We start from the raw sequence: 24,550 nt of genomic DNA, 5'->3' as shown, positions 1-24,550 counted from the left end.
CGCGGCCGACCTCCTGGAGCGCCCGATGCGCATCCTGGTGGTCGACGATCTCGAGCTCAATCGCGACCTGCTGGCACGCCGCATCCAACGTCTGGGACACGAGGCGGGCACCGCCGTCAACGGACGCGATGCACTCGACAAGCTGCGTCAGCAGGACTGGGACCTGGTGCTGCTGGACATCACCATGCCCGAGATGGACGGCTACGAAACCCTGCGACGCATCCGGGCCGACCCCTTGACCGCGCAGCTGCCCGTGGTGATGGTCTCGGCCATCGATGAGAGCGAAAGCGTCGTGCGCTGCCTGGAGCTTGGGGCCGACGACTACCTGCCCAAGCCTTTCAACCCGGTCGTGCTGCAGGCGCGCATCGAGTCGTCGCTGGCCAGGAAGCGCCTGCAGGACCACAAGAGCCAGCTGCTGCAGGCGCTCTCCCGCGAATTGCAGATCGGCCAGCGGATCCAGCAGGGCTTCCTGCCCGCGGAGCTGCCGAGCCAGGCGGGATGGTCGCTGGGCGCCAGCTGCACGCCCGCCCGGCAGGTCGGCGGCGACTTCTACGACGCCTACTCGCTGCCTGGAGGCTCGCTCGCACTCGTGGTCGCCGACGTGTGCGACAAGGGCGTGGGGGCGGCGCTCTACATGGCGCTGTTCCGCACGCTTCTGCGGGCGATGGCCTGCCAGGCGCCGCTCGAAGAGGCACCCCCCGCGACGCTCGTGCGCAGCGTGGCTTTTGCCAATGATTACATCGCCACCGTGCACGGGCACGAGAACATGTTCGCCACGTTGTTCTTCGCACTCCTGGAGCCGGACAGCGGGCGCATGCACTACCTCAATGCCGGCCATGAAGCGCCGTTTGTGCAGCAGGCCGAAGGCGGCGCCCTGACGCGGCTCGACATCACCGGGCCGGCGGTGGGGCTGCTGGCCGGCAAACGCTGTGGGGTGCAGGCCCTGACGATGCAGCCCGGCTCCAGGCTGCTCCTGTACACCGACGGGGTGACCGAGGCGCGGGGCGTGTCGGGGCCTTTTGGCGAAGAGGCGCTAGGACACGCGCTTGCCCGTCAAGCCGAATCTGCGCAGGCCATGGTCGACAGCGTGCGCACCCAGCTGGCTGCACATGTGGGCGCGTACGAACCGCATGACGACGTGACGTTGTTCGGTCTGATGCGTGAATCCGAAGGGTCGTGAACAGGTGGTCACCTCCGATGCTTCGGTGGAGTCGATCACAGGCATAGCCACATCGGCTTGACCCACGACCACCGGGATCTCGGTGCAGGCGAGCACAACCACGTCAAGGCCACGCGCCACCAGGCATTGAACCGCCGTGAGAAAGAGGGTGCGGCGATCCGCCGGCCTTGACGGCTGCGACGGCAGGCATCACGCGTGTTTCAAGCTCCTCGTCCGTCGGACAGACCCACTCCATGCCAAGACGTCTGGAATAGACGCCGAGCAGTCCGATCCACCGCACTCGCGGGGGTCAAGGTGTCAAAGCGCTGTCATGTGGTCGACGCAAGATCTGAGGCATGTGTGGTGATTGTGGTTTTTTATGCAGATGTGATCCCACTGCCACCCCTGCCTTCGCCCTCTCCAAGACCCACCGACCAAAGAAAGAGCTCCCATGCATGCGCGCTTCGCTTCTTCCCTCACGACACCCCTGACGGGCTGGCGACCGGTTCTTTTCTCGATGCTGGCCGCGCTGGCGCTGAGCGCCTGCGGTGGCGGCGGCGGCAACCCGTCCTTCCCCGTCACCACCCCCGCCGCATCGGCCACGCCCACAACGCCGAGCACCCCGGAAACGCCGGCCGTCGCCGTCAAGCCCGAACTGCGCTGCGCGCCCTGATCTCCACGGAACAAACAAGCCATGACTTCACGACGCAACTTCCTGCGCGGTGCCGCCACCACCGGCATCGCCGCCGCCACGCTCGCCTCCTTCCCGCCGGCGATCCGCCGCGCGCTCGCGATTCCCGCCAACAACGCCACCGGCACGATCATGGACGTCGAGCACGTGGTGATCCTGACTCAGGAAAACCGCTCCTTCGACCACTACTTCGGCACCCTCCCGGGCGTGCGCGGCTTCGGTGACCGCTTCGGGATCCCGCTGCCCGGCGGCCGTACGGTGTGGGAACAGGAATACCTGGCCGGCCAGATCGTGACGCCCTACTACCTCGACAGCAGCAAGGGCAATGCGCTGCGCGTGAAGGGCACGCCGCACGATTGGAACGACGGCCAGAACGCCTGGGACGGCGGCCGCATGAACAAGTGGCCCACTTACAAGAAGACCTCGAAAGAGCCCTTCACGCAATCGATGGGCTACTACCAGGAGGCCGAGCTGAAGTTCCAGTTCGCGCTCGCCAACGCCTTCACGCTGTGCGATGCCTACCACTGCGCGATGCACACGGGCACCAACTCCAACCGCAGCTTCCTGTGGACCGGCACCAACGGCCCGACCGGCGCCAACGTGGCCATGGTCACGAACGAATGGGACGACATCGGCCCCTCGACCAGCGGCTACGACTGGACCACCTACCCCGAACGGCTCGAGAAGGCCGGCGTGAGCTGGATCGTCTACCAGAACATGCCGTCGAACTACACCGACAACCCGCTGGCCGGCTTCAAGCAGTACCGGCGCGCCAACGAGGCCTCGGGCAAGCCCGTGAGCCATGACGGCAACGTGGTGTCGCCGGCCTACGATCCAGCGACCGACAACGCCGGCAATCCGCTCTACAAGGGCATTGCCAACACGATGCCGGACGGCGGCTTCCTCGGCACCTTCAAGCAGGACATCCTGAACGGCAAGCTGCCGCAGGTCAGCTGGATCGCCGCGCCCTCGACCTACTCGGAGCATCCGAGCCCGTCGAGTCCGGTGCAGGGCGGCTGGTACATCCAGGAAGTGCTGGACGCCCTCACGGCCGTGCCCGAGGTCTGGAGCAAGACCGTGCTGATCGTCAACTTCGACGAGAACGACGGCTTCTTCGATCACATTCCCTCGCCGGCGGCGCCCTCGAAAGATGCCGGCGGCGTGGCTGCGGGCAAGACCACGCTGAGCGATGCCGACATGGGCTTCGAGTACTTCACCCATCCTGCGCCTCCCGGCACGGTCGACCAGGACACGCCGGACGGCCGCGTGTACGGCCCCGGCATCCGGGTGCCAATGTATGTCATCTCGCCCTGGAGCCGCGGCGGCTGGGTCAACTCGCAGGCCTTCGACCACAGCTCGGTCATCCGCTTCCTCGAGGCCCGCTTCGGGGTCAAGGAAAGCAACATCAGCCCGTTCCGGCGCGCGGTGTGCGGTGACCTGACGAGCGTCTTCAATTTCGCGACGCCGAACTCCGAGGTTCTGCCCACGCTGGCCGGCCGCACGACCAAGGGCGCCGCGGACACGCTGCGTGCGGCACAGGACGCCCTCACGCAGGTGGCGCTGCCCGGCACCGCGGTGCTGCCCAAGCAGGTCACCGGCACCAGGCCCTCGCGCGCACTGCCCTACGAACTGCACACCAGCGCACGCTGCGACGCCACGAGCGGCCAGGTGCAACTGCTGTTCTCCAACACCGGCAAGCAGGCGGCCGTGTTCCATGTCTACGACAAGCTGCACCTGGACCGGCTGCCGCGCCGCTACATGGTCGAAGCCGGCAAGAAGCTGGACGACAGCTGGGCCGCCATGACCGACAACGCCGGCCTCTACGACCTGTGGGTGCTCGGGCCCAACGGCTTCCATCGCCACTTCAAGGGCGACCTCAATGCGCTGCGGGCCAACGGTGCCGCCAGCCCCGAAGTGCGGGTGTGCTACGACATCGCGAACGGCAACGTCTACCTGAAGATGGCGAACCCGGGCAAGAACACCGCCAGGTTCACCGTCCGCGCCAAGGCCTACCGCACCGACGGCCCGTGGACCGCCAGCGTCGCAGACGGCGCCATCGTCGATGACCTGCACTGGGAGCTGGCCGGCAGCGGCCAGTGGTACGACTTCGCGGTCACTTGCGACAGCGACCCGCGCTACTACCGCCGCTTCGCGGGCCGTGTCGAGACCGGCAAGCACACGGTGAGCGACCCGGCGATGGGCCTGGCGGATCTCTGAGACAGCGCCACGGCGCCCGCCTGGGCGCCGTGTTCCAATCGCCTTCGTCCTCGAAGCCCTCCCTTTCATCCATGCTTCAAGAAGAACGATTCCTGCGCATCCGCAGCCTGCTGGCGACCTTCTCGCGCGTGAGCGTGGACCGCATCGTGCAGGACCTCGAGGTCTCGCGCGAAACCGTGCGCCGCGATCTGCTCGAACTCGAGGGCTCCGGCGAGCTGCGCCGTGTGCACGGCGGCGCCATCGCCTCCGGACCCGAGCCCGAGCCGCCGCTGTCGGTGCGGCTGGTCGCGCGGCAGCGCGAAAAGCGCGCCATCGCCAAGGCCACCGTGAGCCTGCTGAAGCCGGGCCAGACCCTGTTCCTCGACGCCGGCAGCACCACTGCGATCCTGGCTGAGGAGATCGCCACGCTCAGCGGCATGACGGTGATCACCAATTCACTCAACATCGCGCTCAAGCTGGCCGGCGCCGACGAGGGCCGCGATTCGCGCAACACGGTGCACCTGCTGGGCGGCCAGATCGACGTCAAGACCCAGGCCACGCACGGCGACGGCACGCTCGAGGACATCCGGCGCTTCTGCGCCGACGTCGCGCTGCTGTCGCCCGTGGGCCTGCACCCGAAGCATGGCGCAATGAGCTTCGAGCACCATGAAGCTGCGGTCGCGCGCGCCATGGCGGCGCAGGCGCAGCAGGTGGTGATACTGGCCGACCACAGCAAGATCGGACAGGCCAGCCGCGTCGCCTACCGGCGCAGCACGGAGATCGACGTCGTGGTCACTGACGCCAAGGCGCGCGAATCCGGCGCGCTGGCCGCCCTGCGCAAGGCAGGCCTCCACGTGATCGTCGCCTGAGGGCAGGCTCTTACGCCTTGACCGGATAGCGGCTGGCAATGGCAATACGGTTCCATGTGTTCATGACAATGGCAAGCCATTCGACGGCAGACAATTCTTCCTTGGAAAGGCTGGCCGCAGCCCGCTCATAGATGACGTCTGGCACTTGTCCGTCAGCAATCAACGTAATGGCTTCTACCAGCTCCAGCGCGGCACGCTCTTTCTCGCTGAAGTAGGCGGTCTCCCTCCAAGCGGGAAGAACACTGATGCGATCACTGGATTCCCCACTGGAAATGGCATCGCGTGTATGCAGCCTTACGCAATATGCACACTGATTGATCTGCGAAACATGCAGGCGCAAGAGCTGCGAGAAGCCGTCTGCAATGCCTGCGCTGGCCGTTGCGTCTGTAGCAATCCGGTCAAGTTCAATGACCGATTTATATAGGTTGGGAGAAGATTTTCCAAGATTGATTCGTTCGTTCAAAATATTCTCCAGGTGTTCGATGCATGGACAACAGGATCCGTCGCCACGAGGCCTGCTCAATTTCAACTTGAGCCCGATTCATATTTTCAGCGCTACTGCTACTACGCTGCTTCAGCGCAGTATCACCGTCGCGGCCCAAGCCGCTGCGTACAGGCCGACACCGAAGGACGCATGCGCCATGAGGCTGCGCAGTCGTGCCACGTTCGGTTTGGGTGTCTTCGCGGCAGCGACTCCAGCCCCCATTCCGGGTTGCAGCACCAGAAACGGTGCCGCAACCGTGAGGATGCCGAAGCTGATGGCCGGCAGAAACGATGGCTGGCGCGCCCAATCGAGGCCTGCCGTTGCGAGCAGCAGCCCCGCAAAGATGACGCCAACAGCGTAGTGGACTACCCAGCCTATTGTGCGTTCTGCATGGATGGGCGACGCTTGCGCAATGCTGGCGTGCACCCAGCGCCCGCGCGGCAGATGGCCGACCCATCGACCTACCATGGCAAGGTTGAGTGCAGGCTGGCCGAAGCCGCGCTTCATCAACAGCGCCCAAAGATCCATGAAGGCCGTTGCGCCTGCACCGATCAGGAGCGCGCGCGCGATGTACTCAGTTTCACTGGTCAAGTTTCGTACTCCGTAGGTAGCGGCTGATTGGGCAGCCTCTCTGGCCCGTGTTTGAATTGCGCCGAACGACCAGCACGCTTGCCGGCCGCGTTGCGGCGACGCAGATGGCAGAAGCCGTACCGCGCAGCAGCCGGCCTGAACCCTCTTCATTTTGTTTGTCATTCAATTGATTGATTGAATGATGAGGAAATGATAGTCTGTCCGCCATGGAATCGTCAAGTACGCCCCCGCCTCGCGAGCACTTCACGGCACTGGCGGACATTGCCCGGACGCTGGGCCATGCACATCGCCTCGCTCTTCTTGAGTACATCGCCAACGACGAGCGCTCTGTCGAACAGCTGGCCGAGCTTTCCGGCTTGTCCGTCGCCAACGCGTCCCAGCACCTGCAGCACCTGAAGCGTGCAGGTATCGTGCTGACACGGCGAGACGGCAAGCGTGTGCTGTATCGCGTGAGTTCCGGTCCGATCGCCAGCGTACTCGCGTCTCTGCGGGACTATCTCGCCTTCCAGCATGCGCAGATCCGCGAAGTGGTCTCGGACAGCTTCGCGCAACGTGAGCGGCTGGAAGGGATCTCCATCGAGGAGTTGCTGGCCCAGATACAGAACGAGAGTGTCGTACTGCTCGATGTGCGCCCGGAGGACGAATTCGCGTCGGGGCATTTGCCGGGCGCAATCAACATTCCGGCAGACGAACTGCAGCATCGCTTGGCCGAACTGCCTCCGGATCGGGCAATCGTTGCCTACTGCCGTGGGCCGTACTGTGTGTTGTCCACGGAAGCCGTTGCGGCGTTGCATGCGAAGGGCCTGCCGGCACGCAGACTCAACGCTGGATTTCCGGAATGGAAAGCGGCCGGATTGCGCGTGGAGTGAAGCATCGCCTCCTTGCGCATGTAGTGCAGGCAGCGCTCGAGGTCGCCGGATCGGATGGCTTCGAGCTGCAGCCGATGTAGCTTGATGCCCAGGCGGTCGATGGCCAGTTCGGGATAGAACAGGTTCATCGTTGGCCCCGAGAGCAGCCACATGCTCTCGATGATGCGCAGGGTGATCGGCAGGTCGGCCTGGCGAAAGATGATGAACGAGAACTCCATGTTCAGTTCCAGCGCGTGGCGAAACGGCTGCGCGTCCAAGGCCGTCGCGGGGCCGATCAACACCGTTCCAAAGAAGATGTACAACGATCTGATGCTGGAGATCACGCCGACCATCACAGCGGTGGCCACCGTGCTGATCGAAAGCACCTCGATAGCCGTCTTCTCGTCCACGTAGAACACGGCCGAATGCGCGGGAGGATTTTGGGACAGGCCGATCACATCCACCGCCGCGCATCCGCAATTGGCATTGGGACCGGACCCAGGCGCCTGAGCGAAAATCATGGAACTGTTCCCATGAGGGCCCGCCCAGCGTAGCGGTTCATGTCGCTCCGGTCGTCCAGCCCAAGGGTTCGCTCCAACGGCCGGTCCTATCGGCTGTCGCCTGCACCCGGTCCCCCCTCTCGGTGAATCTCACGCCGAGGATCTATTTCCCATGAAGTTTTCAAGAGTCAAAGATGGAAAGACATATTGYGCTTGATCAGCTCGATTTTCGATTGCTCAAGGTTTTCGTCACCATCCTTCGTGAGAAGCATGTCGGGCGCGCCGCAGATACTCTGGGAATGTCACAACCAACAGTCTCGACACTGTTGGCTCGCCTGCGGAAGATCGCAGGAGACCCACTGTTCGTTCGTGGTGCGCAGGGTATGCAACCCAGTGCGCTGGCGCGCAGATGGGCTGGGCCTGTCACATCGGCACTGGAAGCGCTGGAACTCGCCGTGAACACCCCTTCCGGATTCAATGCCGCCACCTCCAGGCGCACATTCGTCGTCTACATGACGGACGTCGGCCAAATGCTCATGCTCAATCGCTTGATGTCGAGAGTCGAGGTTGCGGCTCCCGGCGTGCGTATTCAGGTCGTTGGCTCATGGCAAGGGACCCTGGCGGATCGCTTGCAAGACGGAGCCATCGATATTGCCTTCGGTTGGATCCCTCAACTCAAGGCGCGCAAGACAAGCTCGATGCTGTTCAACGACAGATACGTGGGCATCCACGAGACTTCGGCCACGCTGCCTGAGGCACCTGCTTCACGTCGCTACGCGGTAGCGGATATTCCTGACTCGGCGCATCAGATCTTGATAGAGCGCTTTCGGATGCACGAGATAAAGCCGGTGGTCACCACACCGAATTTCCTGATGCTGCCGGAGGTTCTGGCAGGAACCTCCCTCGTCGCGGTGCTTCCAGAGCGGATAGCGCTGCCTCTTGTTCGTCAGCGCAAGACGTTGCAAGTGGTCGAACTGCCTTTCAAGCTTCCAACGATAGCGATCAGGATTCACTGGTGCGCAGGGACCTGGAAGGACGAAGGGATTGATTGGCTTCGCGACCAAATGATCGCGTCCGCCGCGGATGCCGCGCCACTTGAGGATCTCTGACTGAGAGCGCCCCGTGGTCCCGGAATTCATTGCGTTCACTCAAACCGAATCCCTTGGGATGCGTGCACTCGGCACGCATGTCGCCTGCAGCAGGGCTAGCGCGGCCAGAAGAGCGCCGACGGCACAAACGCCAAGCCAGCCGGCCTTGGAAAAAATCCACGAAGACCCAACTGAACCCGCGGCAGCACCGATGAAGTTGGCAGTCATCATCCCAGCGGTGAGTCGGCTGCGTGCCTCTGGGTTCAAGCGGTAGATCGCGCTCATGTTGGTGACATGAACGCCTTGTATGGCCAGGTCCAGAAGAACAACACCAAGCACCAGGGCCGGCAGGTGGAGTTGACCCATTGCGATGGGCAGCCATGATAGAAGTAGAAGCCCCAAACCAAGCCTCGTGGATTGATTGCCTAGGCCTCGATCCGCCAGATGTCCGAATCGGCTGGCAGCAAGGGCACCCACAGCGCCCGCCAGACCGAACAGCCCGATCATCGTGTTCGAATAGGAGTAAGGCGGAGCAGCCAGGAGAAAGGTCAGTGGGGTCCAGAACACTCCGAATGATGCAAACAAGAGGGCACCGAGAACGGAGCGGGCGCGAAAAAATGGCTCGTCGAAGTACAGCCTGAGCACGGAGGCGAGGACGCTTGGATAGCGAAGGCCGCCCGCGCTCTCATGGCGCGGAAGGACGAACCAGAGCGCGGCCGAGATCACCAGCATCAATGCGGCAGCGACCCAGTAAACGGTGCGCCAGTTCTCCAAGTCGGCCAAGGCACCCGCTACTGCTCTAGCCAGCAGGATGCCCAGGAGGAGTCCACTCATCAGTGTTCCCACGACTTTCCCTCGTTCATGCGGACTGGCCAGAGTGGAAGCAAAGGGGATCAGAATTTGAGCCACCACGGCGGCACATCCGGCAATGGATGTTCCGAGCACCACGACGGCGATACTGGTTGCCGATGCGGTCATTGCCAGGCCACTGGCAGAGATGATGGTCATCAGAACAATCAGGCGACGTCGCTCGAGCATGTCTCCGAGGGGAACGACGAATATGAGTCCACCGACATAGCTCAACTGGGCGACGGTAACGATGCTGCCCGCTGCCGTGATCGACAATCCGAATTGGGCTCCGATACTGTTCAATAGCGGTTGAGCATAGTAGTTGCTGGCCACGGCGAGGCCGATGGCAATGGACATGAGCAATACGACGGGCGAGGTCAATCGCGGCGATGCGGCGACAGGATGAAGCGCTGGGGTCGCGGGAGGGCGATGGAAAGGGGAACTCATGGACCTTCGTGATTTGTAGGCGGCTCCACAAATCTAGTCGGATGCGGTGAGGGCGACAATTTCGCCTCTCGAATCTCTGGTATCTGAGAACTCAAATGATCAGGTGCCCGGCGCTGCGGCGCGAGGACGTGACCGCACCGCGCCCGGCGCCACGCCGAATCGGCGCCGGAAACTGCGCGAGAAGTGACTCAGGTCGCTGAAGCCGCAGTCGAAGGCGATGTCGGTGATCGTCCGGTCGCGATGGTGCTGGCTCTGCAGTTGCCGGTAGCAATGGTCGAGGCGGCGGGCGAGGATATGGCCGGTGACGGTCAATTCCTGCTGCTGGAACAAGCGATGGAGCGTGCGCAGCGACATGCCCAGCAGGCCGGCGACCTTCGCCGAGGACAGGCCGGGATCGTGCAGATGCTCGTCGATCGCGCGCACGGCGCGGCGAAAGGCATGTTCGGCTCGCGGTCCGAGGGGGCCCGCGGCCGTGGGCCTGCCGCTGGCAGCAAGTCCGCCCGCCAACAGGTCGATCAGTGCCGAATGCAGACCCAGCACCTCGCTTGACAGACTGGATGCACCGTCTTCCTCCTCGGCGATCAGCCTGGACAGCGAGGCCATCGCCTTAGCGAAGCGGCTCTGCGAGGGGCAGTGCCACAGCACCGCCGCATCGGGCCCTTCGGGATGGAGCGCGAGCAGCGAGCGCGGGACGATCACCGACAGATGCGAGAAGTGGCCGGAGAAGCCGTAATCCGAGCAGCGATGGGGATCGGCGATGGTGACGTCGCCCGGCCGCAGCAACAGCGATGCGCCGTCCTGGCGCATGCGGGCCTCGCCTTCTTGCGCGATGACGACGAACACCGACTGCCCGTCGCCCCATTGCCCGATGCTTCCGTCGGTCCGTACCCGCGCCACATTGCCAGCGATCGTGCTGACCAGCGATCCGGCAGTCTGGCGGTACAGACCGGAAAAATCACCGGGTCGCGCCATCTCGACGATCGACGGTCCGTAGACGCTGCGGATGACGGCTTCCCATTGCGACAAACCCGCTTCGCCCGCAAGCGCGATGCCCGACATGCCTACCGGCCGATCCAAATCGTGCACTGTCTTCGACTCCATTGCGCTCGTGGCCGTGACGCTCCCGGACAAACGAATGGCGCTATTCGCCAAGCCGGCCGGGCACCGCTTGCGCATGATCATGCCACGCGAGTTTCGAAAAACAATCCGATCCCCACCCTAAGGAGCCAAAGGCAATGAGCAGTGTGACCGTTGTGGAACCCAAGCCACCCGTCGTTCGCCATCAGAAGGTCGACGTCTTCTTCAACCCAGCGACCCTTCCATGGACTCCGTGGGTCATGCCCAACACCTGGTTCAAGCTGCTGAACGTCGACCTGAAGACCGGCGGCTTCACCATGCTCCTGAAGGTGGGGCCGAACACCCAGGCGCCGATCCATCACCACATCGGCGCGATCGAGGGGATCATGCTGGAGGGTGAGTTCGGCTATGACGAGGATCGCGGCACGACCGGCTGCTATGTGTGGGAGGAAACGGGTGCGATCCACACGCCGACCACCACCACCGGCTTCGTCCTCTACGCGACCGTCCATGGCCCGCTCGCTGGCTATGAAGAGGACGGCCGGCTGGCCGGGTTGATCGACGCGGAATTGATGCTGGGCCTCGCCCGTGCGAGCAACGCGGCCGACCATATCCGCGTCCCGGCGCTGTATGAGTTCCGGCAAGCCTGATCACGGCACATTGCGCACCCTCGCGAGCGAGCGAGTCCCGCTCCATCACCGGACAGGCAATCGCTTGCGACGGGGGCTACACGCTGGTCGCCCGATGCGGCCGAACACCAAGGAGAACTGAACATGTTGTGGGAATGGGGTCCGCCGCTCGACGGCATCATCCAGATGGCATTCGTGGTGGAGGACATCCACGCGGCGATGCCTCGTTACGCCAATGCGTTGCGCGTGGGGCCATGGTTCTTGGCCGAGCATTTCGCTTTCGACAAACTCACCTACCGCGGTGCGCCGTCGGCGCCGGACATTCACCTGTGCCTGGGGTTTTCGGGTTCGATGATGATCGAGCTGATCCAGCAGAACTGCACCTCGCCCAGTCCGTATCTCGATGAGGCAGGCAAGCCCCGCTGCGGCTTCCATCACTGGGGCGTGGCGGCGACGCCGGGCGCCTATCAGGGCCGGCTCGACGAGCTCGTCGAACAGGGCTTTCCAATGGTCCTCGACGCTGTGGTCGGCGCCGGAAGTCGGGCCGCCTATGTCGAGTCGGGTTCGGGATTGGGTGGATTGATCGAACTGATGGAGATCACCCCGGCGGTCGAGGGTCTCTTTGCCCATATGCGCAACAGCGCGACGGCAGGCTATCCGGCGGGTACCGTCCTGCCCTTTCCAGGGGCACCCGGCGCCTGAATTGTCGGTCCGCGCACTTGCAACTGCCACCGTCGACAGTCGCACATGGATCATGCTGCCGGCACAGGGAGGCTGCGCAGGGATGTGACACGCGAACCGAGGATCACGCAAGCCTGAATCGCGAACCCTGCAAGTGCCACGAGGAGACAAGCGGATTCACCGTACGTAGCTCCCACCAACCCTCCGAGGGCAGCACCGATGGGCCGCGCACCGGCGTTGGCCGTCAGAAAGACGGCCGAGACGCGGCCGAGCATGGGGCCCGCGGTCACGCTCTGGCGCAGCGTGGTGGAGGTGATCGTCCAGACCATGGGCCCGGCGCCGAACAGAACGAAAGACAGCGCTGCGAGCGCTGCATGAGGGAACATCAACGTAGCGGCCATTGCCAATGCCGCGAGCACCGACACGACGGGCCCGACCTGGATGGCTCTGCCGAACGGCAGTGCTGCGGCCACACGTGAGGTCAGCATGGCTCCTGCCACCATGCCTGCACCGAACATCGCGAGCGTCAGGCCGATCGTCTGTGCGCTCATGCCAAGAACGCGAACTGCGTAGGGCACATAGGCCGCCTGAAGCACGAACCACGAGACGTTGAAGATCACGCCGGTGATCAGCATCGGACGCAACATGGGCTCATGCCACACAAAGCTCGCACCTTCCCGCACCTCTGCGAGAGGATGCCGTTTGGGCGGTGTTGGGCGCAGTGGTTCGGACAACCGCAGCAACAGAAAGATGGCGGAGGTCGACAACACCGCGGCCAGAGTGAACGCTGCGGCCGCCCCCGCCCAGGAAACGAGCGATCCCGCGACTGCGGGTCCTGCCGTGAATGCTGCGCTCCGGGCGAGTTCGAGCCTGGAGTTGGCCGTTGCAAACGCTTCGCGCGGCACGAGTGCAGGTACCAACGCCGGGGCCGTGACGCTGAAGCCGACCGTGCCGACCGCGCCGAGGAACCCCAGCAATGCAAGCCACTCGATGGTCAAGGCGGATGAGAGGAACGCGGCCAGCATGGCGAACAGGGAGAAGGCTCTCAACCCCTCGGCCCACAACATCAGCCGGCGCCGGGGCATGCGGTCCGCCAGGATCCCCAGGGGCATGGATGCCAGCAGGAACGGCAACGTCTGCGCGGCCGCCAGCAGGCCGACTTCGCCGGGTCCGGCACCCAGCGCGAGAACGGCCACCAGAGGCGCCGCGGCAAGGCTCAGTTGCTCGGCAGACTGCGCAGCCAGGTTCGACCATGCCAAGTTCAAGAATGATCGTGGAAGGAGGGCGCGCATGAATGACCGAGGTTGACGAACGCCGCGAAGTCTATGCAGTTGCCGCCGGATCCAAACTCCGTTTCTTCCGATTGAATCCGCAGGGCGCAGTCGATCGAGGTGCTTGGTGGCTCTCACTCCTGTTGAACTGCGGGGCTGCTCGACGGCGCTGGCCGATGCGCCGGCCGAGACCGCCTGAGCGTCCTCAGCGCGGCGCGGCTGGCTGCCCCCGCTTGTCGCACAGGTAGCTGATCACCATGTCGGCCGCATGGTGCAGGCGCGCCTGGACGCGCTCCGGGGCGCCCAGGTCGACGTCGAGCACATAGGACAGCGTGTAGCGGTTGGTGATGAAGTACGAGCCCAGCCCCGAAATCGACACGTAGAGATCGACCCAGTCCGCATCGCTTCGGAACACGCCTTGTTCCTTGCCTTTTTCGAGCACGTTGGCAAGGGCCGTGCGCAACGGATTGAACATCGCCGCGATCTGCTTGGACTTGCGGATGTGCGCGGCCTTGTGCAGGTTTTCGGTCGACAGCAGCTGCAGGAAATCGGGCTGATCGATGAAGTGCTGGATGGTCTTCATCACCAGCTCGCGCATGTCCTCGACAGGGTTGTCGCCGGTCAACGCGAGCTCGTTCTGCCGCTCGCGCATGGCGCCGTAGGCATGCTCCATCACTTCGATGAACAGGGCTTCCTTGCTCGCGAAGTAGTGATAGACGAGGTTCTTGCTGATCTTGCAGCGCGCGACGATGGCATCGACGCGCGCGCCGTCGTAGCCGTGCGCGGCGAACTCCTTGCTGGCGATCTTGACGATGCGTTCGCGCGTGGCCTGCGCATTGCGCGGCCGGCGCTTTGCCGTAGTGGCCTTGGTTTCTGTCATGGATTCACCGGGCTCCTTCGGGCTGGGCCCAACCCGGCCGCTCGAGTTTAGCGGCCGCATCCGGCACCTCTTGCCGAAACTGGTGAAAGTTCGCGTTGACAGGCGGCCATCACGTCTCCTATATTTCGCTTCATATTGGACTAGCTAGTTAGTTAGTTTATCGGTCAGTCGGATTATCAACCAGCCGCGAGGCATGCGAAACGGAGTAGCGGATGAACTTGACCAAGCACGCCTCGAAGGGCGTCCGCGTCGGGTGCGACATTGGAGGCACCTTCACGGACATCGTCCTGGCCCTGCCCGACGGCAGGCTGTTCGTGAACAAGACCTCGACCACGCCTGAAAACCTCGGCCTGGCGATCGTCAACGGCCTGGGCGCGCTGATCGCGCAGGCCGGCGTGGCGCCCGGCGACATCACCGAGATCGTGCACGGCACCACCACGGCCTCGAACACGATCCTGCAGAAGGTCGGCGCGCCGACCGGCGTGCTGACCACCGAGGGCTTCCGCGACGTGCTCGAGATCGGCCGCATCCGCACGCCGACGATGTTCGATCTCGGCTGGTCCAAGCCCGAGCCGCTCGCCACCCGGCGCTGGCGCCGCGGCATTCGTGAGCGCATCGATGCGCAGGGGCGCATCGTCACTACGCTGGACACGGCCCAGTTGCTCGGCGAGACGCAGCAGCTGGTCGAGGAGGGCGTCACGTCGCTCGCGATCTGCTTCCTCAACAGCTACATCAACCCGGCGCACGAGCTGGCGGCCAAGGCGCTGCTGCAGCAGCACTTTCCGCAGCTGCTGCTGAGCGTCTCGTGCGAAGTGCTGCCGGAGATCAAGGAGTACGAGCGCACCAGCACGACGGTGGTCAATGCCTACATCCTGCCGGCCATGCGGACCTATCTGGCCCGGCTGCGCGACGACCTCACGCGCATGGGCATCACCGCCTCGCTGCAGGTGATGGCGTCCAACGGCGGCATGATGGGCATCGCCTCGGCCAGCGACAAGCCGGTCTTCGCGGTCGCCTCGGGACCGGCGGGCGGCGTGGCCGGTGCGGTCGAGATCGGCGCGCTCGGCGGCGACGCCGACCTGATCGTGTTCGACATGGGCGGCACCACCGCCAAGGCATCGATCATCGCCAACGGCCAGCCCTCGCTGACCAACGAGTACGAGTTCCGCGACGGCATCAGCGCGCCGAGCCGCTTCGTCAAGGGCGGCGGCTATGTGCTCAAGGTGCCGGCGATCGACATCGCCGAAGTCGGCGCCGGCGGCGGCTCGATCGCCTGGATCGATGCCGGCGGCCTGCTGTGCGTCGGCCCGGAATCGGCCGGTGCGCACCCGGGCCCGGCCTGCTACGGCAACGGCAATCCGCATCCGACGGTGACCGACGCCAACATGGTGCTCGGCTACCTGAATCCCAAGGCGCTGGCGGGCGGCAGCCTGAAGGTGTCGCCCGAGCTGTCGAAGGCGGCGATCGAGCGCGACGTCGGCGGGCCGCTCGGCCTCGACCTGCTGGCCGCGGCGCACGGCGTGCGCCAGGTCGCCAACGTCAACATGGCGCGCGCGATTCGCGCCGTCACGGTGGAACGCGGCCGCGATCCGCGCGAGATGTCGATGATCGCCTTCGGTGGCGGCGGCCCGCTGCATGCGGTTGCCGTGGCCCGGCTGCTCGGCATCAAGCGGGTGATCGCGCCGATCATGGCCGGCGTGTTCTGCTCGGCCGGCATGCTGTCGGCCGATGCCGAGCACAACTTCGTCAAGGCCGTGCTGCGGCCGCTCGCGGACTGCGAGCCGGCCGCCATGGGCGCGATCGCGAATGCGCTGGCCGACAAGGGCTACACGGTGCTGGCATCGGAAGGCTATCCGCCGGAAGACGCGAGCGCCGTCCTGGCCGCCGACCTGCGCTACCTGGGCCAGAGCTCCGAACTCACGGTGCCGCTGGCGTCGGCGCGCTTCGACGCCGAGGTGATGGCGCAACTCACGCGCGACTTCCAGGCGATGTACCAGCAGACCTTCGGCTACAGCAGCGACGAGCCGCTGGAACTGGTCAACCTGCGGGTCTCGGCGCGTGGCCGCAGCAAGCACCGGCTCGACTTCGCCAGCTGCCAGGTCGATGCCACCGCGCTGCAGGGCGAGACCGGCACCCGGCTGGTGAGTTTCGCGGCCGGCGAAGCGCCGGTCATGACGCGCATCGTGCCGCGTGCGCGGATCGGCCAGGCGGCCGAGCAGGGGCCGCTCGTGATCGAGTCCTACGACACCACCATCGTGGTTCCACCGCACTGCAGCGTGCGTTCGGATGCGATCGGAAACATCATCATCGACCTCCAGGAGCAAGCGCAATGAGCATCCAGATCGACCCGATCACTTTCGCCGTGATCAAGAACGCGATGGATTCGATCGTCGACGAGGTCGCCTATACCGTGCTGCGCACCGCGCGCTCGGAGATCGTCAAGGACGTGATGGACTACTCGGCCGCGATCTGCGACCGCGAAGGGCGGATGATCGCGCAGGCCAAGACCATCGCGCTGCATCTGGGCGCGATCCCCGAGGCGATGGAGGCCGTCAAGGCGCGCTACGGCAACGATCTGGCGCCCGGCGACGCGATCATCGTCAACGACCCGTACCAGGGCGGCATGCACCTGCCCGACATCTTCATGTTCGTGCCGTTCTTCTACCGGGGCGAGCTCGAGGGCTTCTGCGTGGTGATCTGCCATCACACCGACGTCGGCGGCCGCGTGCCGGGCTCGAACGCCAGCGACTCGACCGAGATCTACCAGGAAGGGCTGCGCATCCCGGTGGTCAAGTTCTACGACGGCGGCAAGGTCAACGACATCATGGAGCGCGTGATCGCGCAGAACGTGCGGGTGCCGGACCGGGTGCTCGGCGACCTGCGCGCGCAGTACGCCGCCTGCCAGGTCGGCGTGCGCGAGCTCACCAGCCTGCTCGACCGCTACGGCCGCGAGGGCGCGCGCACCTACTTCGCCGAATTGCTCGACTACGCCGAACGCCTGACGCGCGCCGAGATCCGGACCTGGCCCAAGGGCACCTTCACCTTCGAGGACTTCATCGACGATGACGGCCTGTCGCCGGAGCCGATCCCGATCCGGGTCGCGCTGACGGTGCACGAGGACCACGTCAGCGTCGACTACACCGGCTCGTCGCGGCAGGTTCGCGCGGCCATCAACTCGACGCGCTCGTACACCAACTCGTGCACCTACCTGAGCGTGCGCTGCGCGCTCAAGGGCGACGTGCCGAACAACGCCGGCGTGTTCCGCTGCGTCGAGATCCACGTGCCCGAAGGGACGGTGCTGAACCCGGTCGAGCCGGCGGCCGTCGCGGCCCGCGCGCTGACCGGCTACCGCGTGTTCGACACCATGCTCGGCGCACTGGCCCAGGTGGTTCCCGACCGCATCCCGGCGGCGGGCGAGGGCGGCAACACGGTGGTCTGCCTGTCGGGCAAGCGCGACGACGGCCAGCCCTACATCATCGTCGACATGATCTGCGGCGCCTGGGGCGCGCGGCCGCACGCCGACGGCGTCGAGGCCATCACCAACGCCTCGCAGAACCTGTCCAACACGCCGATCGAAACGCTGGAAGCGCAGCATCCGGTGCGGGTCGAGTCGTACGAGCTGCAGCCCGACTCCTGCGGTGCCGGGCGCTACCGCGGCGGCCTCGGCATCCAGCGCAGCTACCGCGTGCTGGCCGACGACGTGCTGCTGCAATTGCGCGCCGACCGCATGAAGTTCCAGCCCTACGGCCTCGACGGCGGCGGCGCGGCTGCCGCGGCGTCGAACATCCTCACGCGCGGCGACGTCGACGAGGCGCTGCCGAGCAAGGTCGGCATGCAAATTGCACGAAACGACAAGGTGACGCACATCCAGCCGGGCGGCGGCGGCTTCGGCAATCCCTTGCTGCGTCCGCTGGCCGAGATCGAGAGGGACGTCTGGAATCACAAGCTGAGCGCGGCGTTCGTGCGGCAGCACTACCTGGCGATCGTCGACCCGCACACCGGCAAGGCCGACCCCGCCGCGACGCAGGCGCTGCGCGCCGAGCGCGCGCCCGGCACCCCTTCCTGAACGGTTCCCACCCCACAACCTGCAACCGGAGAATGCAATGAAGCGACGGACACTGAGCACCGGGCTGGCGGCAATGATCGCCCTGCCTGTCCTTTCCCTGGGCGGCGCGCCAGCGCGTGCGCAAGGCGCGGAGAAACTGCGCGTGAGGCTGGACTTCTCGCCCTGGGGCATGCATGGCGCGATGCACCTGGCGCTGCAGAAAGGCCTGTTCAAGGCGCAGGGCCTGGACGTCGAGGTGCAGGACGGCACCGGCACCATCTCGACCCTGCAGTTGCTGTCGGCAGGCCAGGCCGACATCGGCCAGGTCGCGCTCGGCACGATGGCGGTCGCGAAGGAGAACGGGCTCGACCTGATCTCGGTGGCGGGCTTTGCGCGCACCGGCGACCTCGCAGTGCTGATGGACCAGTCGCTGGGCATCAAGACGCCCAAGGACCTTGCGGGCAAGAAGATCGTCTGCTTCACGACCAGCCCGTGGGCGCCATTCATCGAGCCCTTCCTCAAGGCCAACGGCATGACGAAGAGCAGCATCGAGCTGGTGATGGTCGCGCCCAGCGCCATGATCTCGACCTACGCGTCGGGCAACAGCGATGGTTTCATGTCGCAGGCGCCGTTCGGCCAGCCAATGGTGCTGAAGACGCGCAAGGCATCGGCGCTGCTGCTCGGCGACAGCGGCATCAGCTTCCCGAGCTACGGACTGGCGCTGACGCCCAAGACCCTCGAGAGCAAGCGCGAGGCGATCGCAAAGTTCGTCCAGGTGCAGGTCAAGGCCTGGCAGTACATCCACGACGGCCACGTCGACGAGGCGGTGGCCGCGATCATCGCCCAGCGGCCGAATGCCAAGCTCGACGCCGACGTGCTGCGCGGGCAGATCGCCGCCTATCGTCCGTTCTTCGAGAGTCCGACCACCAAGAACCTGTCCTTCGGCTTGCAGACCGACGCCGATTGGGCCGCGGCGATCAAGTCGATGGAGCAGACCGGCCAGATCAAGCCCGGCCACAAACCCTCGGACTACTACACCAATGCGCTCCTGGCCGTCTGAACCCGCTCCCGCGAGGAACACCTCCGTGTCCAGCTTCCTTGAGATCGAGCGGCTGAACAAGATCTACCGCTCGGAGCGCAAGCCGATCCATGCGCTGCAGGACATCGACCTGCACATCGAGGAAGGGGAGTTCGTCAGCATCGTCGGGCCGAGCGGCTGCGGCAAGAGCACGCTGATGCGCTGCATGGCGGGGCTCGAGCCGATCACCAGCGGCAAGCTCGCGCTGCGGGGCAAGCACATCGACGCGCCGCCTGCCGACATGGGCGTGGTGTTCCAGCGCGACCTGCTGCTCGAGTGGCGCAACATCCTCGACAACGTGCTGGTGGCGGCCGAGTTCCACGATCTCGATCGGCGCCAGCACGAGCCGCGGGCGCGCGAGTTGCTCGGCCAGTTCGGGCTGTCGGCGTTTCTCGACCGCTTTCCGCGCGAGCTGTCGGGCGGCATGCGCCAGCGCGTGTCGATCTGCCGCGCCATGCTGCTCGATCCGCAGCTGCTGCTGATGGACGAGCCCTTCGGCGCGCTCGATCCGTTCACCCGCGACGAGCTCAATGCCGAACTGCAGCGGACCTGGCTGGCCACCCGCAAGACCGTGGTCTTCATCACCCATTCGATCACCGAGGCGGTCTACCTCGGCGGCCGGGTGGTGATGATGGCGCGTGGGCCCGGCCGCATCGCCGACGTGATACCGATCGAGATCGAGCGGCCGCGCGGGCTCGAGATCCGCGAGACGGCGGAGTTCGCCGCCTACGTGGCCCGCATCCGCGACACCTTCCGTGACATCGGCATCTTCAAGGGCTGACACCATGAAATACCTCTGGGCCCGTACCGAGCGAAGCCGGCAGGCGATGCTCACGCTGCTGGTGCTGCTCGTGATCTGGGAGGCCTGCGTGCGAACGCTGGGCATTCGCGACTTCCTGCTGCCGGCGCCGTCCAAGATCATCGCGCAGTTCTTCTCGCAGCCGGGCTATCTGCTGCTCCAAAGCCTCGACACGCTTCGCACCACGCTCTATGGCTTCGCGCTCGCGCTGCTGCTCGGCGTGGCCGCGGCGATCGGCATCGTGTATTCGAAGTTTCTCGACCGCACGCTCTACTCGCTGCTGGTCGCGCTGAACGCGGTGCCCAAGGTCGCGCTGGCACCGCTTTTCGTGATCTGGATGGGCACCGGCGCCATGCCGAAGGTCGCGATCGCGATGCTGATCGCGATCTTCCCGATCCTGATCGACACCGTGCTCGGCCTGCGCTCGACCGATCCCGACATGCTCGACATGGCGCGCGTCAACCATGCCTCGCGCGCCAAGATGCTGTGGAAGATCCGGTTCCCGAATGCACTGCCGAGCATCTTCGCGGGCATGAAGGTCGGCGTGTCCTTCGCGCTGGTCGGCACCATCGTCGGCGAGTTCGTCGCGGGCGAAGCGGGGCTCGGCCACGTGATCCTGGTGGCGCAGGGCAGCTTCGACACGTCGACGGTGTTCGTCGCGCTGATCCTGCTGTGCATCCTGGGGGTGCTGCTGTTCAAGGCCATCGAAGTCGCGGAGGCGCGCTACCTGGTCTGGCATGCCTCGCAGCGCGAGCGTCCGGGGCTGAACGGCGCGTCGGCTTGAAGGGGTTTCCGAGCGGGCGCTTGTGAAGTTCGCCGGCCTGACCAAGGTCCTGCACTTCGGCGCCGACGAATGGTGCGCGGCGGAGTTCGTCGAGGCGGCGATCGCCTAGCGCCGTGCGGAAGCCAGCACCGGCCGTTCCTGCGCCGTCACCGTGCGTGTGACGAGGCGGCCATCGCGCAGCAGCGACACCTCCACGGGCCGCCCGATGCGGTCCGCGCCGAGCAGTCGCAGCAGGTCGTCCGCGCCCGCCACCACCACGTCGTCCAGCGCGATGAGGATGTCGCCCACGCGCAGGCCCGCCCGATCCGCTGGGCCGTCGGCGTGCACTTCGCCGACGCGCACGGCGTTGGCGCCCGAATGAACGGCCAGCGCCACGCGCCGGGGCAGCGGCACCGTCTGCGCCGCGATGCCGAGGTGCGCGCGCCGCACGCGGCCGTGCGCGATGAACTCGCCGATCACGAAGCGTGCCGTATTGCTCGACACCGCGAACGCGAGTCCCTGCGCACCCGCGATCATGGCCGTGTTGATGCCCACCACCTGCCCGGACGCAGCCACGAGCGCGCCGCCCGAGTTGCCCGGATTGAGCGCCGCGTCGGTCTGGATCACGTCGTCGATGAGGTGCCCGCTCTGCGATCGCAGCGAGCGGCCCAGCGCCGACACGATGCCGGCGGTGATGGTCGATTCGAAGCCCAGCGGATTGCCGATGCCCACGACCAGATGGCCGCGCCTGAGCATTTTCGAATCCCCGAGCGTTGCGGTGGCGGAGTTGCGCGGAAGCTCCACGCGCAGCAGCGCGAGATCGGTGGCGGGATCGTCGCCGAGCACTTCGGCTTCCCTGTCGCCGGCTGCCGTGAGCCCGATGCGCACGCGCCGCACGCCGCCCACGACGTGGCTGTTGGTCAGCACCAGCCCGTCGCCGGCGATGACCACGCCCGAGCCCAGGCCGCCGCGGCGGCCGGCCGTGCCGCTTTGCACGCGCACCACGGCCGGGCCGACGTTGTCGGCCACCGTCGCGACCGCGTGCGAGTAGGCGTCGACGAGCGCGTCCTGGTTCAGCTCGGGCGCGCTGCCGTCGATGGAGGGAGAGGGGGTGTGGTCGTCGAACATGGTCTTCTCACAGATGGATGACACCCTGCCGCACCGCCTGCGCCACTGCGTCCGTGCGGCCGGTGGCATCCAGCTTGTCGAGCAGCGAGCCGACATGGAACTTGGCCGTGTGCACCGAAATGCCCAGCCGCCGGGCGATGGCCTTGTTGGATGCGCCTTCGGCCATGAGGGCGAGGACTTCGAATTCGCGCCGGGTCAGCGTCGCGTCGGCGTCTGCCGCGGTCGTTGCGTCGGCCGCCACCACTGTGACGTCGGCCGCTTCGCCGCGCCGCGCAAGACGCAGCCCCGGCACGTCCGCCAGCGACGCGAGCAGGCGCTCCGACAGCGCGGCATCGGCCACATCGATCGCGATCACGATCGGCTCCGTGACGCTCGTCCTGTTCAATCGGCCGGCCTTTCGCCAATGGTGATCTGCGCCTCGACGGGCTCGTCCGCGCGCCGCAGCGACAGCGCCATGACAGTGCCCACGCTGGCGGGCCCCAGCGCGCGCAGCAGCATCTGCACGCTGCGCACCGGCTCGCCGTTCCAGGCCACGATCACGTCGCCCTGGCGCAGGCCCGCCGCCGCGGCCGGTCCGCTGCGGTCGATGCTCATCACCATGGCACCGATGCCCTCGGGCTCGACCTTCACCGGCTGGAGGCCCAGGCCCAGGTAGCCTCGCGGCACCCGGCCGTGGGCGGCCAGCTGCGCGGCCACGCGGTCGATCGTCGCGCCCGGAATGACGAGCACGCGGCGGCGCGGCCCGAAGACGCTCATGCCGATGGCCCGGCCTTGCGCATCCAGCGCCAGTCCGCCCTCGGCGATGCGGCGCATGGTCAGTCCGAGCTCGATCCGTGCGTCGATGTCGCCACCGCGCAGGCTTCGCCATGCGGGCGCCGCCAGCGAAACCACGCCAGCCGCAGCGACCGGCGTGCCGGCGAGCGAACCCACCGCGAGTGCCATGGATGCGACGCGCACCGGCGCCGCGTCGAACGCGATCGGGGAGGGCGCGGCGCCATCGATGCGCAGAAGGGCGATGTCGGTGCCGGCGTCGCGCCCGACGAGCGTTGCCCGTGCGCTCGCGCCGCCGGGCAGGCAGACCGTCACGTCCGCGTCGTCGGGCAGCGCCTCTTCGCAGGTGACGACCAGCCCTTCGCGCCAAGCGAAGCCGCTCGCGCGCGAACGCCCGGTGTGCACCGCCACCACGCTGGCGGACGCGGCAGCCACCGCATCGGCCATTGCCGCGGACAGTTGTTCGAGAGATGAGGACATCGTGTCGGCCATGGGAACTCCTTAGATGGCTTCATTGTGTGAAGGCACAAGGGCTGGCGCTACTGCCCGGATGGGCAGGGCGCTCGACCATGACTCGGTGATCTACCGCTTCCAGGATTGCGGCGGGCTGGAAGAGATCACCCTGCGGGCGCCGGGGGGCCGGAGAGCGCCACGTCGCGGAACCGCATGTTCTCTACTGCGCTCAATCCTTCAACGCCGTCGGGAGCCGTTTCCGGGCACCATGCGTCACCGAGACGGGCTTCAGCATCACGCCGGCCTTGCGGCACCACGCGTTGCGTTGGGTTGTAAATTGCGCGCCCTCGCGCACCAGCCAACGCTCGATGAGCCCGACCCACGGTCTGGCTTGCTGGGCCGACACGAAGTGGTAAGACGCCTTGGACGGGATGGCTTGCTTGAATACCGGCACCAGCCGGCCCGAGACGAGATCGTCCAGTACCAGGGCCAGGCGCCCCAATGCCACGCCCTGTCCGCTCAATGCGGCGCTCAGCGCCAGCTGTGACATGTTGAATCTCTGGCCCGAATAGTCCTCGGGAATGGGCAAACCCATCGCCGAGTGCCAGTTGTTCCATTCCTCGCACTCGGCAGCGCGCGCCCAGGGCGAGGCATCGTGCAGCATGTACGCTGCGCCGAGGTCGGCCGGACTCTTCCATTCCGGATGCTCGGCCAGCACGGCGGCGCTGGTGACGGGGATCAGCCATTCGTCCAGGAATTCCACGACACGCACGTCACCATACTCGCCTGGATCGAAACGAATGGCGGCTTCGATGCCGTCTTGCTCCATGCGCAGGCGGTCGAGCATGTGGAACTCGCCGTAGACCCGCATGGCCAGGTCCGGGTACTCGCGCAGCAAGTGCCCCATGCGCGGACTCAGCCACCGCATGGCGAACGATGGCGAGCAGTTCAGGCTCAGCGCGGTCTCCTTGTCGTGCGTGCGGATCTGGTCCAGCGTGGACTCCAGGATCTGGAACGACTCCTTCACGGCGAGCTTGAGGCGCAGCCCTTCGTCGGACAGCTCCAGCTTGCGGTGACCACGCTTGAACAACAACACCCCCAGCCATTCCTCCAGGTTGCGCACTTGCTGGCTCACTGCCCCCTGCGTCACGTGCAGATCGCTGGCGGCCAAGGTGAAGCTGCTGTGCCGGGCCGCGGCATCGAAGCAGCGCAGCCATGTCAGGAGGGATGACGAGAGCTTTATTCGCATTAGT

At 65.9% G+C, this 24,550-nt stretch carries 23 protein-coding genes and 1 pseudogene; 13 read left to right on the top strand and 11 right to left on the bottom strand.

Annotation, left to right across the window (positions count from 1 at the left end; translation table 11 throughout):
* The first annotated feature begins 25 nt into the window (after nucleotides 1-25).
* From AB4Z46_RS08435 to AB4Z46_RS08420, 4 genes are all read left to right on the top strand, one after another.
* A complete protein-coding gene (locus tag AB4Z46_RS08435) occupies nucleotides 26-1,180 on the top strand; it encodes a PP2C family protein-serine/threonine phosphatase (protein ID WP_442283027.1) in 1,155 nt (384 codons plus the stop codon).
* A 430-nt stretch (nucleotides 1,181-1,610) separates the two neighbouring features.
* Nucleotides 1,611-1,832, top strand: a complete 222-nt coding sequence (locus AB4Z46_RS08430; RefSeq protein ID WP_442283026.1) for a hypothetical protein — start codon at nucleotides 1,611-1,613, stop codon at nucleotides 1,830-1,832.
* Between the two features lie 21 nt (nucleotides 1,833-1,853).
* Nucleotides 1,854-4,067 carry a phosphocholine-specific phospholipase C gene (locus AB4Z46_RS08425; RefSeq protein WP_442283025.1) on the top strand — a complete coding sequence of 738 codons (2,214 nt, stop codon included), beginning with the start codon at nucleotides 1,854-1,856 and terminating at the stop codon, nucleotides 4,065-4,067.
* 71 nt (nucleotides 4,068-4,138) lie between these two features.
* A complete protein-coding gene (locus tag AB4Z46_RS08420) occupies nucleotides 4,139-4,915 on the top strand; it encodes a DeoR/GlpR family DNA-binding transcription regulator (protein ID WP_442283024.1) in 777 nt (258 codons plus the stop codon).
* Nucleotides 4,916-4,925: 10 nt separating this feature from the next.
* Here AB4Z46_RS08420 and AB4Z46_RS08415 read toward each other — a convergent pair whose 3' ends face one another.
* Nucleotides 4,926-5,378: a carboxymuconolactone decarboxylase family protein gene (locus AB4Z46_RS08415; protein WP_442283023.1), complete on the bottom strand. Its 453-nt coding sequence runs from the start codon at nucleotides 5,376-5,378 to the stop codon at nucleotides 4,926-4,928.
* 111 nt (nucleotides 5,379-5,489) lie between these two features.
* Nucleotides 5,490-5,990: a DUF2938 domain-containing protein gene (locus tag AB4Z46_RS08410; RefSeq protein ID WP_442283022.1), complete on the bottom strand. Its 501-nt coding sequence runs from the start codon at nucleotides 5,988-5,990 to the stop codon at nucleotides 5,490-5,492.
* 206 nt (nucleotides 5,991-6,196) lie between these two features.
* On the opposite strand from AB4Z46_RS08410, the gene AB4Z46_RS08405 reads away from it, so the two are divergent.
* Nucleotides 6,197-6,859 carry an ArsR/SmtB family transcription factor gene (locus AB4Z46_RS08405; RefSeq protein ID WP_442283021.1) on the top strand — a complete coding sequence of 221 codons (663 nt, stop codon included), beginning with the start codon at nucleotides 6,197-6,199 and terminating at the stop codon, nucleotides 6,857-6,859.
* 26 nt (nucleotides 6,860-6,885) lie between these two features.
* On the opposite strand, the pseudogene AB4Z46_RS08400 reads toward AB4Z46_RS08405, so the two are convergent.
* Nucleotides 6,886-7,191, bottom strand: a pseudogene (locus AB4Z46_RS08400) (FCD domain-containing protein); the annotation flags it as partial.
* Between the two features lie 341 nt (nucleotides 7,192-7,532).
* On the opposite strand from AB4Z46_RS08400, the gene AB4Z46_RS08395 reads away from it, so the two are divergent.
* On the top strand, nucleotides 7,533-8,447 hold the full coding sequence (locus tag AB4Z46_RS08395) for a LysR family transcriptional regulator (protein WP_442283020.1): 915 nt from the start codon (nucleotides 7,533-7,535) through the stop codon (nucleotides 8,445-8,447).
* Between the two features lie 39 nt (nucleotides 8,448-8,486).
* On the opposite strand, the gene AB4Z46_RS08390 is transcribed toward AB4Z46_RS08395, so the two are convergent.
* Together AB4Z46_RS08390 and AB4Z46_RS08385 are read right to left on the bottom strand one after the other, a co-directional pair.
* Complete coding sequence (locus AB4Z46_RS08390; RefSeq protein WP_442283019.1) at nucleotides 8,487-9,632, bottom strand: MFS transporter; 1,146 nt, start codon at nucleotides 9,630-9,632, stop codon at nucleotides 8,487-8,489.
* Nucleotides 9,633-9,821: 189 nt separating this feature from the next.
* Nucleotides 9,822-10,904, bottom strand: coding sequence for a helix-turn-helix domain-containing protein (locus AB4Z46_RS08385; RefSeq protein WP_442283018.1), 1,083 nt, complete (start codon nucleotides 10,902-10,904; stop codon nucleotides 9,822-9,824).
* Between the two features lie 53 nt (nucleotides 10,905-10,957).
* Here AB4Z46_RS08385 and AB4Z46_RS08380 point away from each other — a divergent pair, with 53 nt between their 5' ends.
* Entirely contained in the window at nucleotides 10,958-11,449 is a 492-nt protein-coding gene (locus AB4Z46_RS08380) for a 2,4'-dihydroxyacetophenone dioxygenase family protein (protein ID WP_442283017.1), read from the top strand.
* Between the two features lie 123 nt (nucleotides 11,450-11,572).
* Nucleotides 11,573-12,130 carry a VOC family protein gene (locus AB4Z46_RS08375; protein WP_442283016.1) on the top strand — a complete coding sequence of 186 codons (558 nt, stop codon included), beginning with the start codon at nucleotides 11,573-11,575 and terminating at the stop codon, nucleotides 12,128-12,130.
* Between the two features lie 50 nt (nucleotides 12,131-12,180).
* On the opposite strand, the gene AB4Z46_RS08370 is transcribed toward AB4Z46_RS08375, so the two are convergent.
* Together AB4Z46_RS08370 and AB4Z46_RS08365 are read right to left on the bottom strand one after the other, a co-directional pair.
* Nucleotides 12,181-13,401, bottom strand: a complete 1,221-nt coding sequence (locus AB4Z46_RS08370) for an MFS transporter (RefSeq protein ID WP_442283015.1) — start codon at nucleotides 13,399-13,401, stop codon at nucleotides 12,181-12,183.
* A 184-nt stretch (nucleotides 13,402-13,585) separates the two neighbouring features.
* On the bottom strand, nucleotides 13,586-14,260 hold the full coding sequence (locus AB4Z46_RS08365; protein ID WP_442283014.1) for a TetR family transcriptional regulator: 675 nt from the start codon (nucleotides 14,258-14,260) through the stop codon (nucleotides 13,586-13,588).
* A 212-nt stretch (nucleotides 14,261-14,472) separates the two neighbouring features.
* On the opposite strand from AB4Z46_RS08365, the gene AB4Z46_RS08360 reads away from it, so the two are divergent.
* Genes AB4Z46_RS08360 through AB4Z46_RS08340 form a run of 5 tightly spaced genes read left to right on the top strand, consistent with a single transcriptional unit; the run spans nucleotide 14,473 to nucleotide 20,966 of the window.
* Entirely contained in the window at nucleotides 14,473-16,593 is a 2,121-nt protein-coding gene (locus AB4Z46_RS08360; protein ID WP_442283013.1) for a hydantoinase/oxoprolinase family protein, read from the top strand.
* Nucleotides 16,590-18,326, top strand: a complete 1,737-nt coding sequence (locus AB4Z46_RS08355; RefSeq protein WP_442283012.1) for a hydantoinase B/oxoprolinase family protein — start codon at nucleotides 16,590-16,592, stop codon at nucleotides 18,324-18,326. Before AB4Z46_RS08360 ends, AB4Z46_RS08355 begins: the two co-directional genes overlap by 4 nt.
* A 37-nt stretch (nucleotides 18,327-18,363) precedes the next feature.
* Entirely contained in the window at nucleotides 18,364-19,365 is a 1,002-nt protein-coding gene (locus AB4Z46_RS08350; protein ID WP_442283011.1) for an ABC transporter substrate-binding protein, read from the top strand.
* A gap of 25 nt (nucleotides 19,366-19,390) precedes the next feature.
* The gene (locus AB4Z46_RS08345) at nucleotides 19,391-20,164 is read left to right on the top strand and encodes an ABC transporter ATP-binding protein (RefSeq protein WP_442283010.1); all 774 of its coding nucleotides are present in this window, start codon (nucleotides 19,391-19,393) and stop codon (nucleotides 20,162-20,164) included.
* 4 nt (nucleotides 20,165-20,168) lie between these two features.
* Entirely contained in the window at nucleotides 20,169-20,966 is a 798-nt protein-coding gene (locus AB4Z46_RS08340; RefSeq protein ID WP_442283009.1) for an ABC transporter permease, read from the top strand.
* Nucleotides 20,967-21,071: 105 nt separating this feature from the next.
* Here AB4Z46_RS08340 and AB4Z46_RS08335 read toward each other — a convergent pair whose 3' ends face one another.
* From AB4Z46_RS08335 to AB4Z46_RS08320, 4 genes are all read right to left on the bottom strand, one after another.
* Complete coding sequence (locus AB4Z46_RS08335) at nucleotides 21,072-22,073, bottom strand: S1C family serine protease (RefSeq protein WP_442283008.1); 1,002 nt, start codon at nucleotides 22,071-22,073, stop codon at nucleotides 21,072-21,074.
* 7 nt (nucleotides 22,074-22,080) lie between these two features.
* Complete coding sequence (locus tag AB4Z46_RS08330; RefSeq protein WP_442283007.1) at nucleotides 22,081-22,428, bottom strand: response regulator transcription factor; 348 nt, start codon at nucleotides 22,426-22,428, stop codon at nucleotides 22,081-22,083.
* 26 nt (nucleotides 22,429-22,454) lie between these two features.
* A complete protein-coding gene (locus tag AB4Z46_RS08325) occupies nucleotides 22,455-23,336 on the bottom strand; it encodes a S1C family serine protease (RefSeq protein ID WP_442283006.1) in 882 nt (293 codons plus the stop codon).
* Between the two features lie 190 nt (nucleotides 23,337-23,526).
* Nucleotides 23,527-24,546: a LysR family transcriptional regulator gene (locus AB4Z46_RS08320; RefSeq protein ID WP_442283005.1), complete on the bottom strand. Its 1,020-nt coding sequence runs from the start codon at nucleotides 24,544-24,546 to the stop codon at nucleotides 23,527-23,529.
* Nucleotides 24,547-24,550: the final 4 nt, after the last annotated feature.

Source organism: Variovorax sp. M-6 (assembly GCF_052114385.1).
In the GTDB taxonomy this organism is placed as follows: Bacteria; Pseudomonadota; Gammaproteobacteria; order Burkholderiales; family Burkholderiaceae_C; genus Variovorax.
Note: the sequence above shows the minus strand (reverse complement) of the source record. Positions and strands in the feature narration are given on the sequence as shown.

Coding starts and splice junctions, on each gene's coding strand:
- AB4Z46_RS08385 (WP_442283018.1), bottom strand. CDS start 10,904: ATGATCATGCGCAAGCGGTGCCCGGCCGGCTTGGCGAATAGCGCCATT.
- AB4Z46_RS08325 (WP_442283006.1), bottom strand. CDS start 23,336: ATGGCCGACACGATGTCCTCATCTCTCGAACAACTGTCCGCGGCAATG.
- AB4Z46_RS08355 (WP_442283012.1), top strand. CDS start 16,590: ATGAGCATCCAGATCGACCCGATCACTTTCGCCGTGATCAAGAACGCG.
- AB4Z46_RS08335 (WP_442283008.1), bottom strand. CDS start 22,073: ATGTTCGACGACCACACCCCCTCTCCCTCCATCGACGGCAGCGCGCCC.
- AB4Z46_RS08425 (WP_442283025.1), top strand. CDS start 1,854: ATGACTTCACGACGCAACTTCCTGCGCGGTGCCGCCACCACCGGCATC.
- AB4Z46_RS08350 (WP_442283011.1), top strand. CDS start 18,364: ATGAAGCGACGGACACTGAGCACCGGGCTGGCGGCAATGATCGCCCTG.
- AB4Z46_RS08360 (WP_442283013.1), top strand. CDS start 14,473: ATGAACTTGACCAAGCACGCCTCGAAGGGCGTCCGCGTCGGGTGCGAC.
- AB4Z46_RS08365 (WP_442283014.1), bottom strand. CDS start 14,260: ATGACAGAAACCAAGGCCACTACGGCAAAGCGCCGGCCGCGCAATGCG.
- AB4Z46_RS08430 (WP_442283026.1), top strand. CDS start 1,611: ATGCATGCGCGCTTCGCTTCTTCCCTCACGACACCCCTGACGGGCTGG.
- AB4Z46_RS08420 (WP_442283024.1), top strand. CDS start 4,139: ATGCTTCAAGAAGAACGATTCCTGCGCATCCGCAGCCTGCTGGCGACC.
- AB4Z46_RS08405 (WP_442283021.1), top strand. CDS start 6,197: ATGGAATCGTCAAGTACGCCCCCGCCTCGCGAGCACTTCACGGCACTG.
- AB4Z46_RS08370 (WP_442283015.1), bottom strand. CDS start 13,401: ATGCGCGCCCTCCTTCCACGATCATTCTTGAACTTGGCATGGTCGAAC.
- AB4Z46_RS08320 (WP_442283005.1), bottom strand. CDS start 24,546: ATGCGAATAAAGCTCTCGTCATCCCTCCTGACATGGCTGCGCTGCTTC.
- AB4Z46_RS08375 (WP_442283016.1), top strand. CDS start 11,573: ATGTTGTGGGAATGGGGTCCGCCGCTCGACGGCATCATCCAGATGGCA.
- AB4Z46_RS08340 (WP_442283009.1), top strand. CDS start 20,169: ATGAAATACCTCTGGGCCCGTACCGAGCGAAGCCGGCAGGCGATGCTC.
- AB4Z46_RS08435 (WP_442283027.1), top strand. CDS start 26: ATGCGCATCCTGGTGGTCGACGATCTCGAGCTCAATCGCGACCTGCTG.
- AB4Z46_RS08380 (WP_442283017.1), top strand. CDS start 10,958: ATGAGCAGTGTGACCGTTGTGGAACCCAAGCCACCCGTCGTTCGCCAT.
- AB4Z46_RS08390 (WP_442283019.1), bottom strand. CDS start 9,632: ATGTCCATTGCCATCGGCCTCGCCGTGGCCAGCAACTACTATGCTCAA.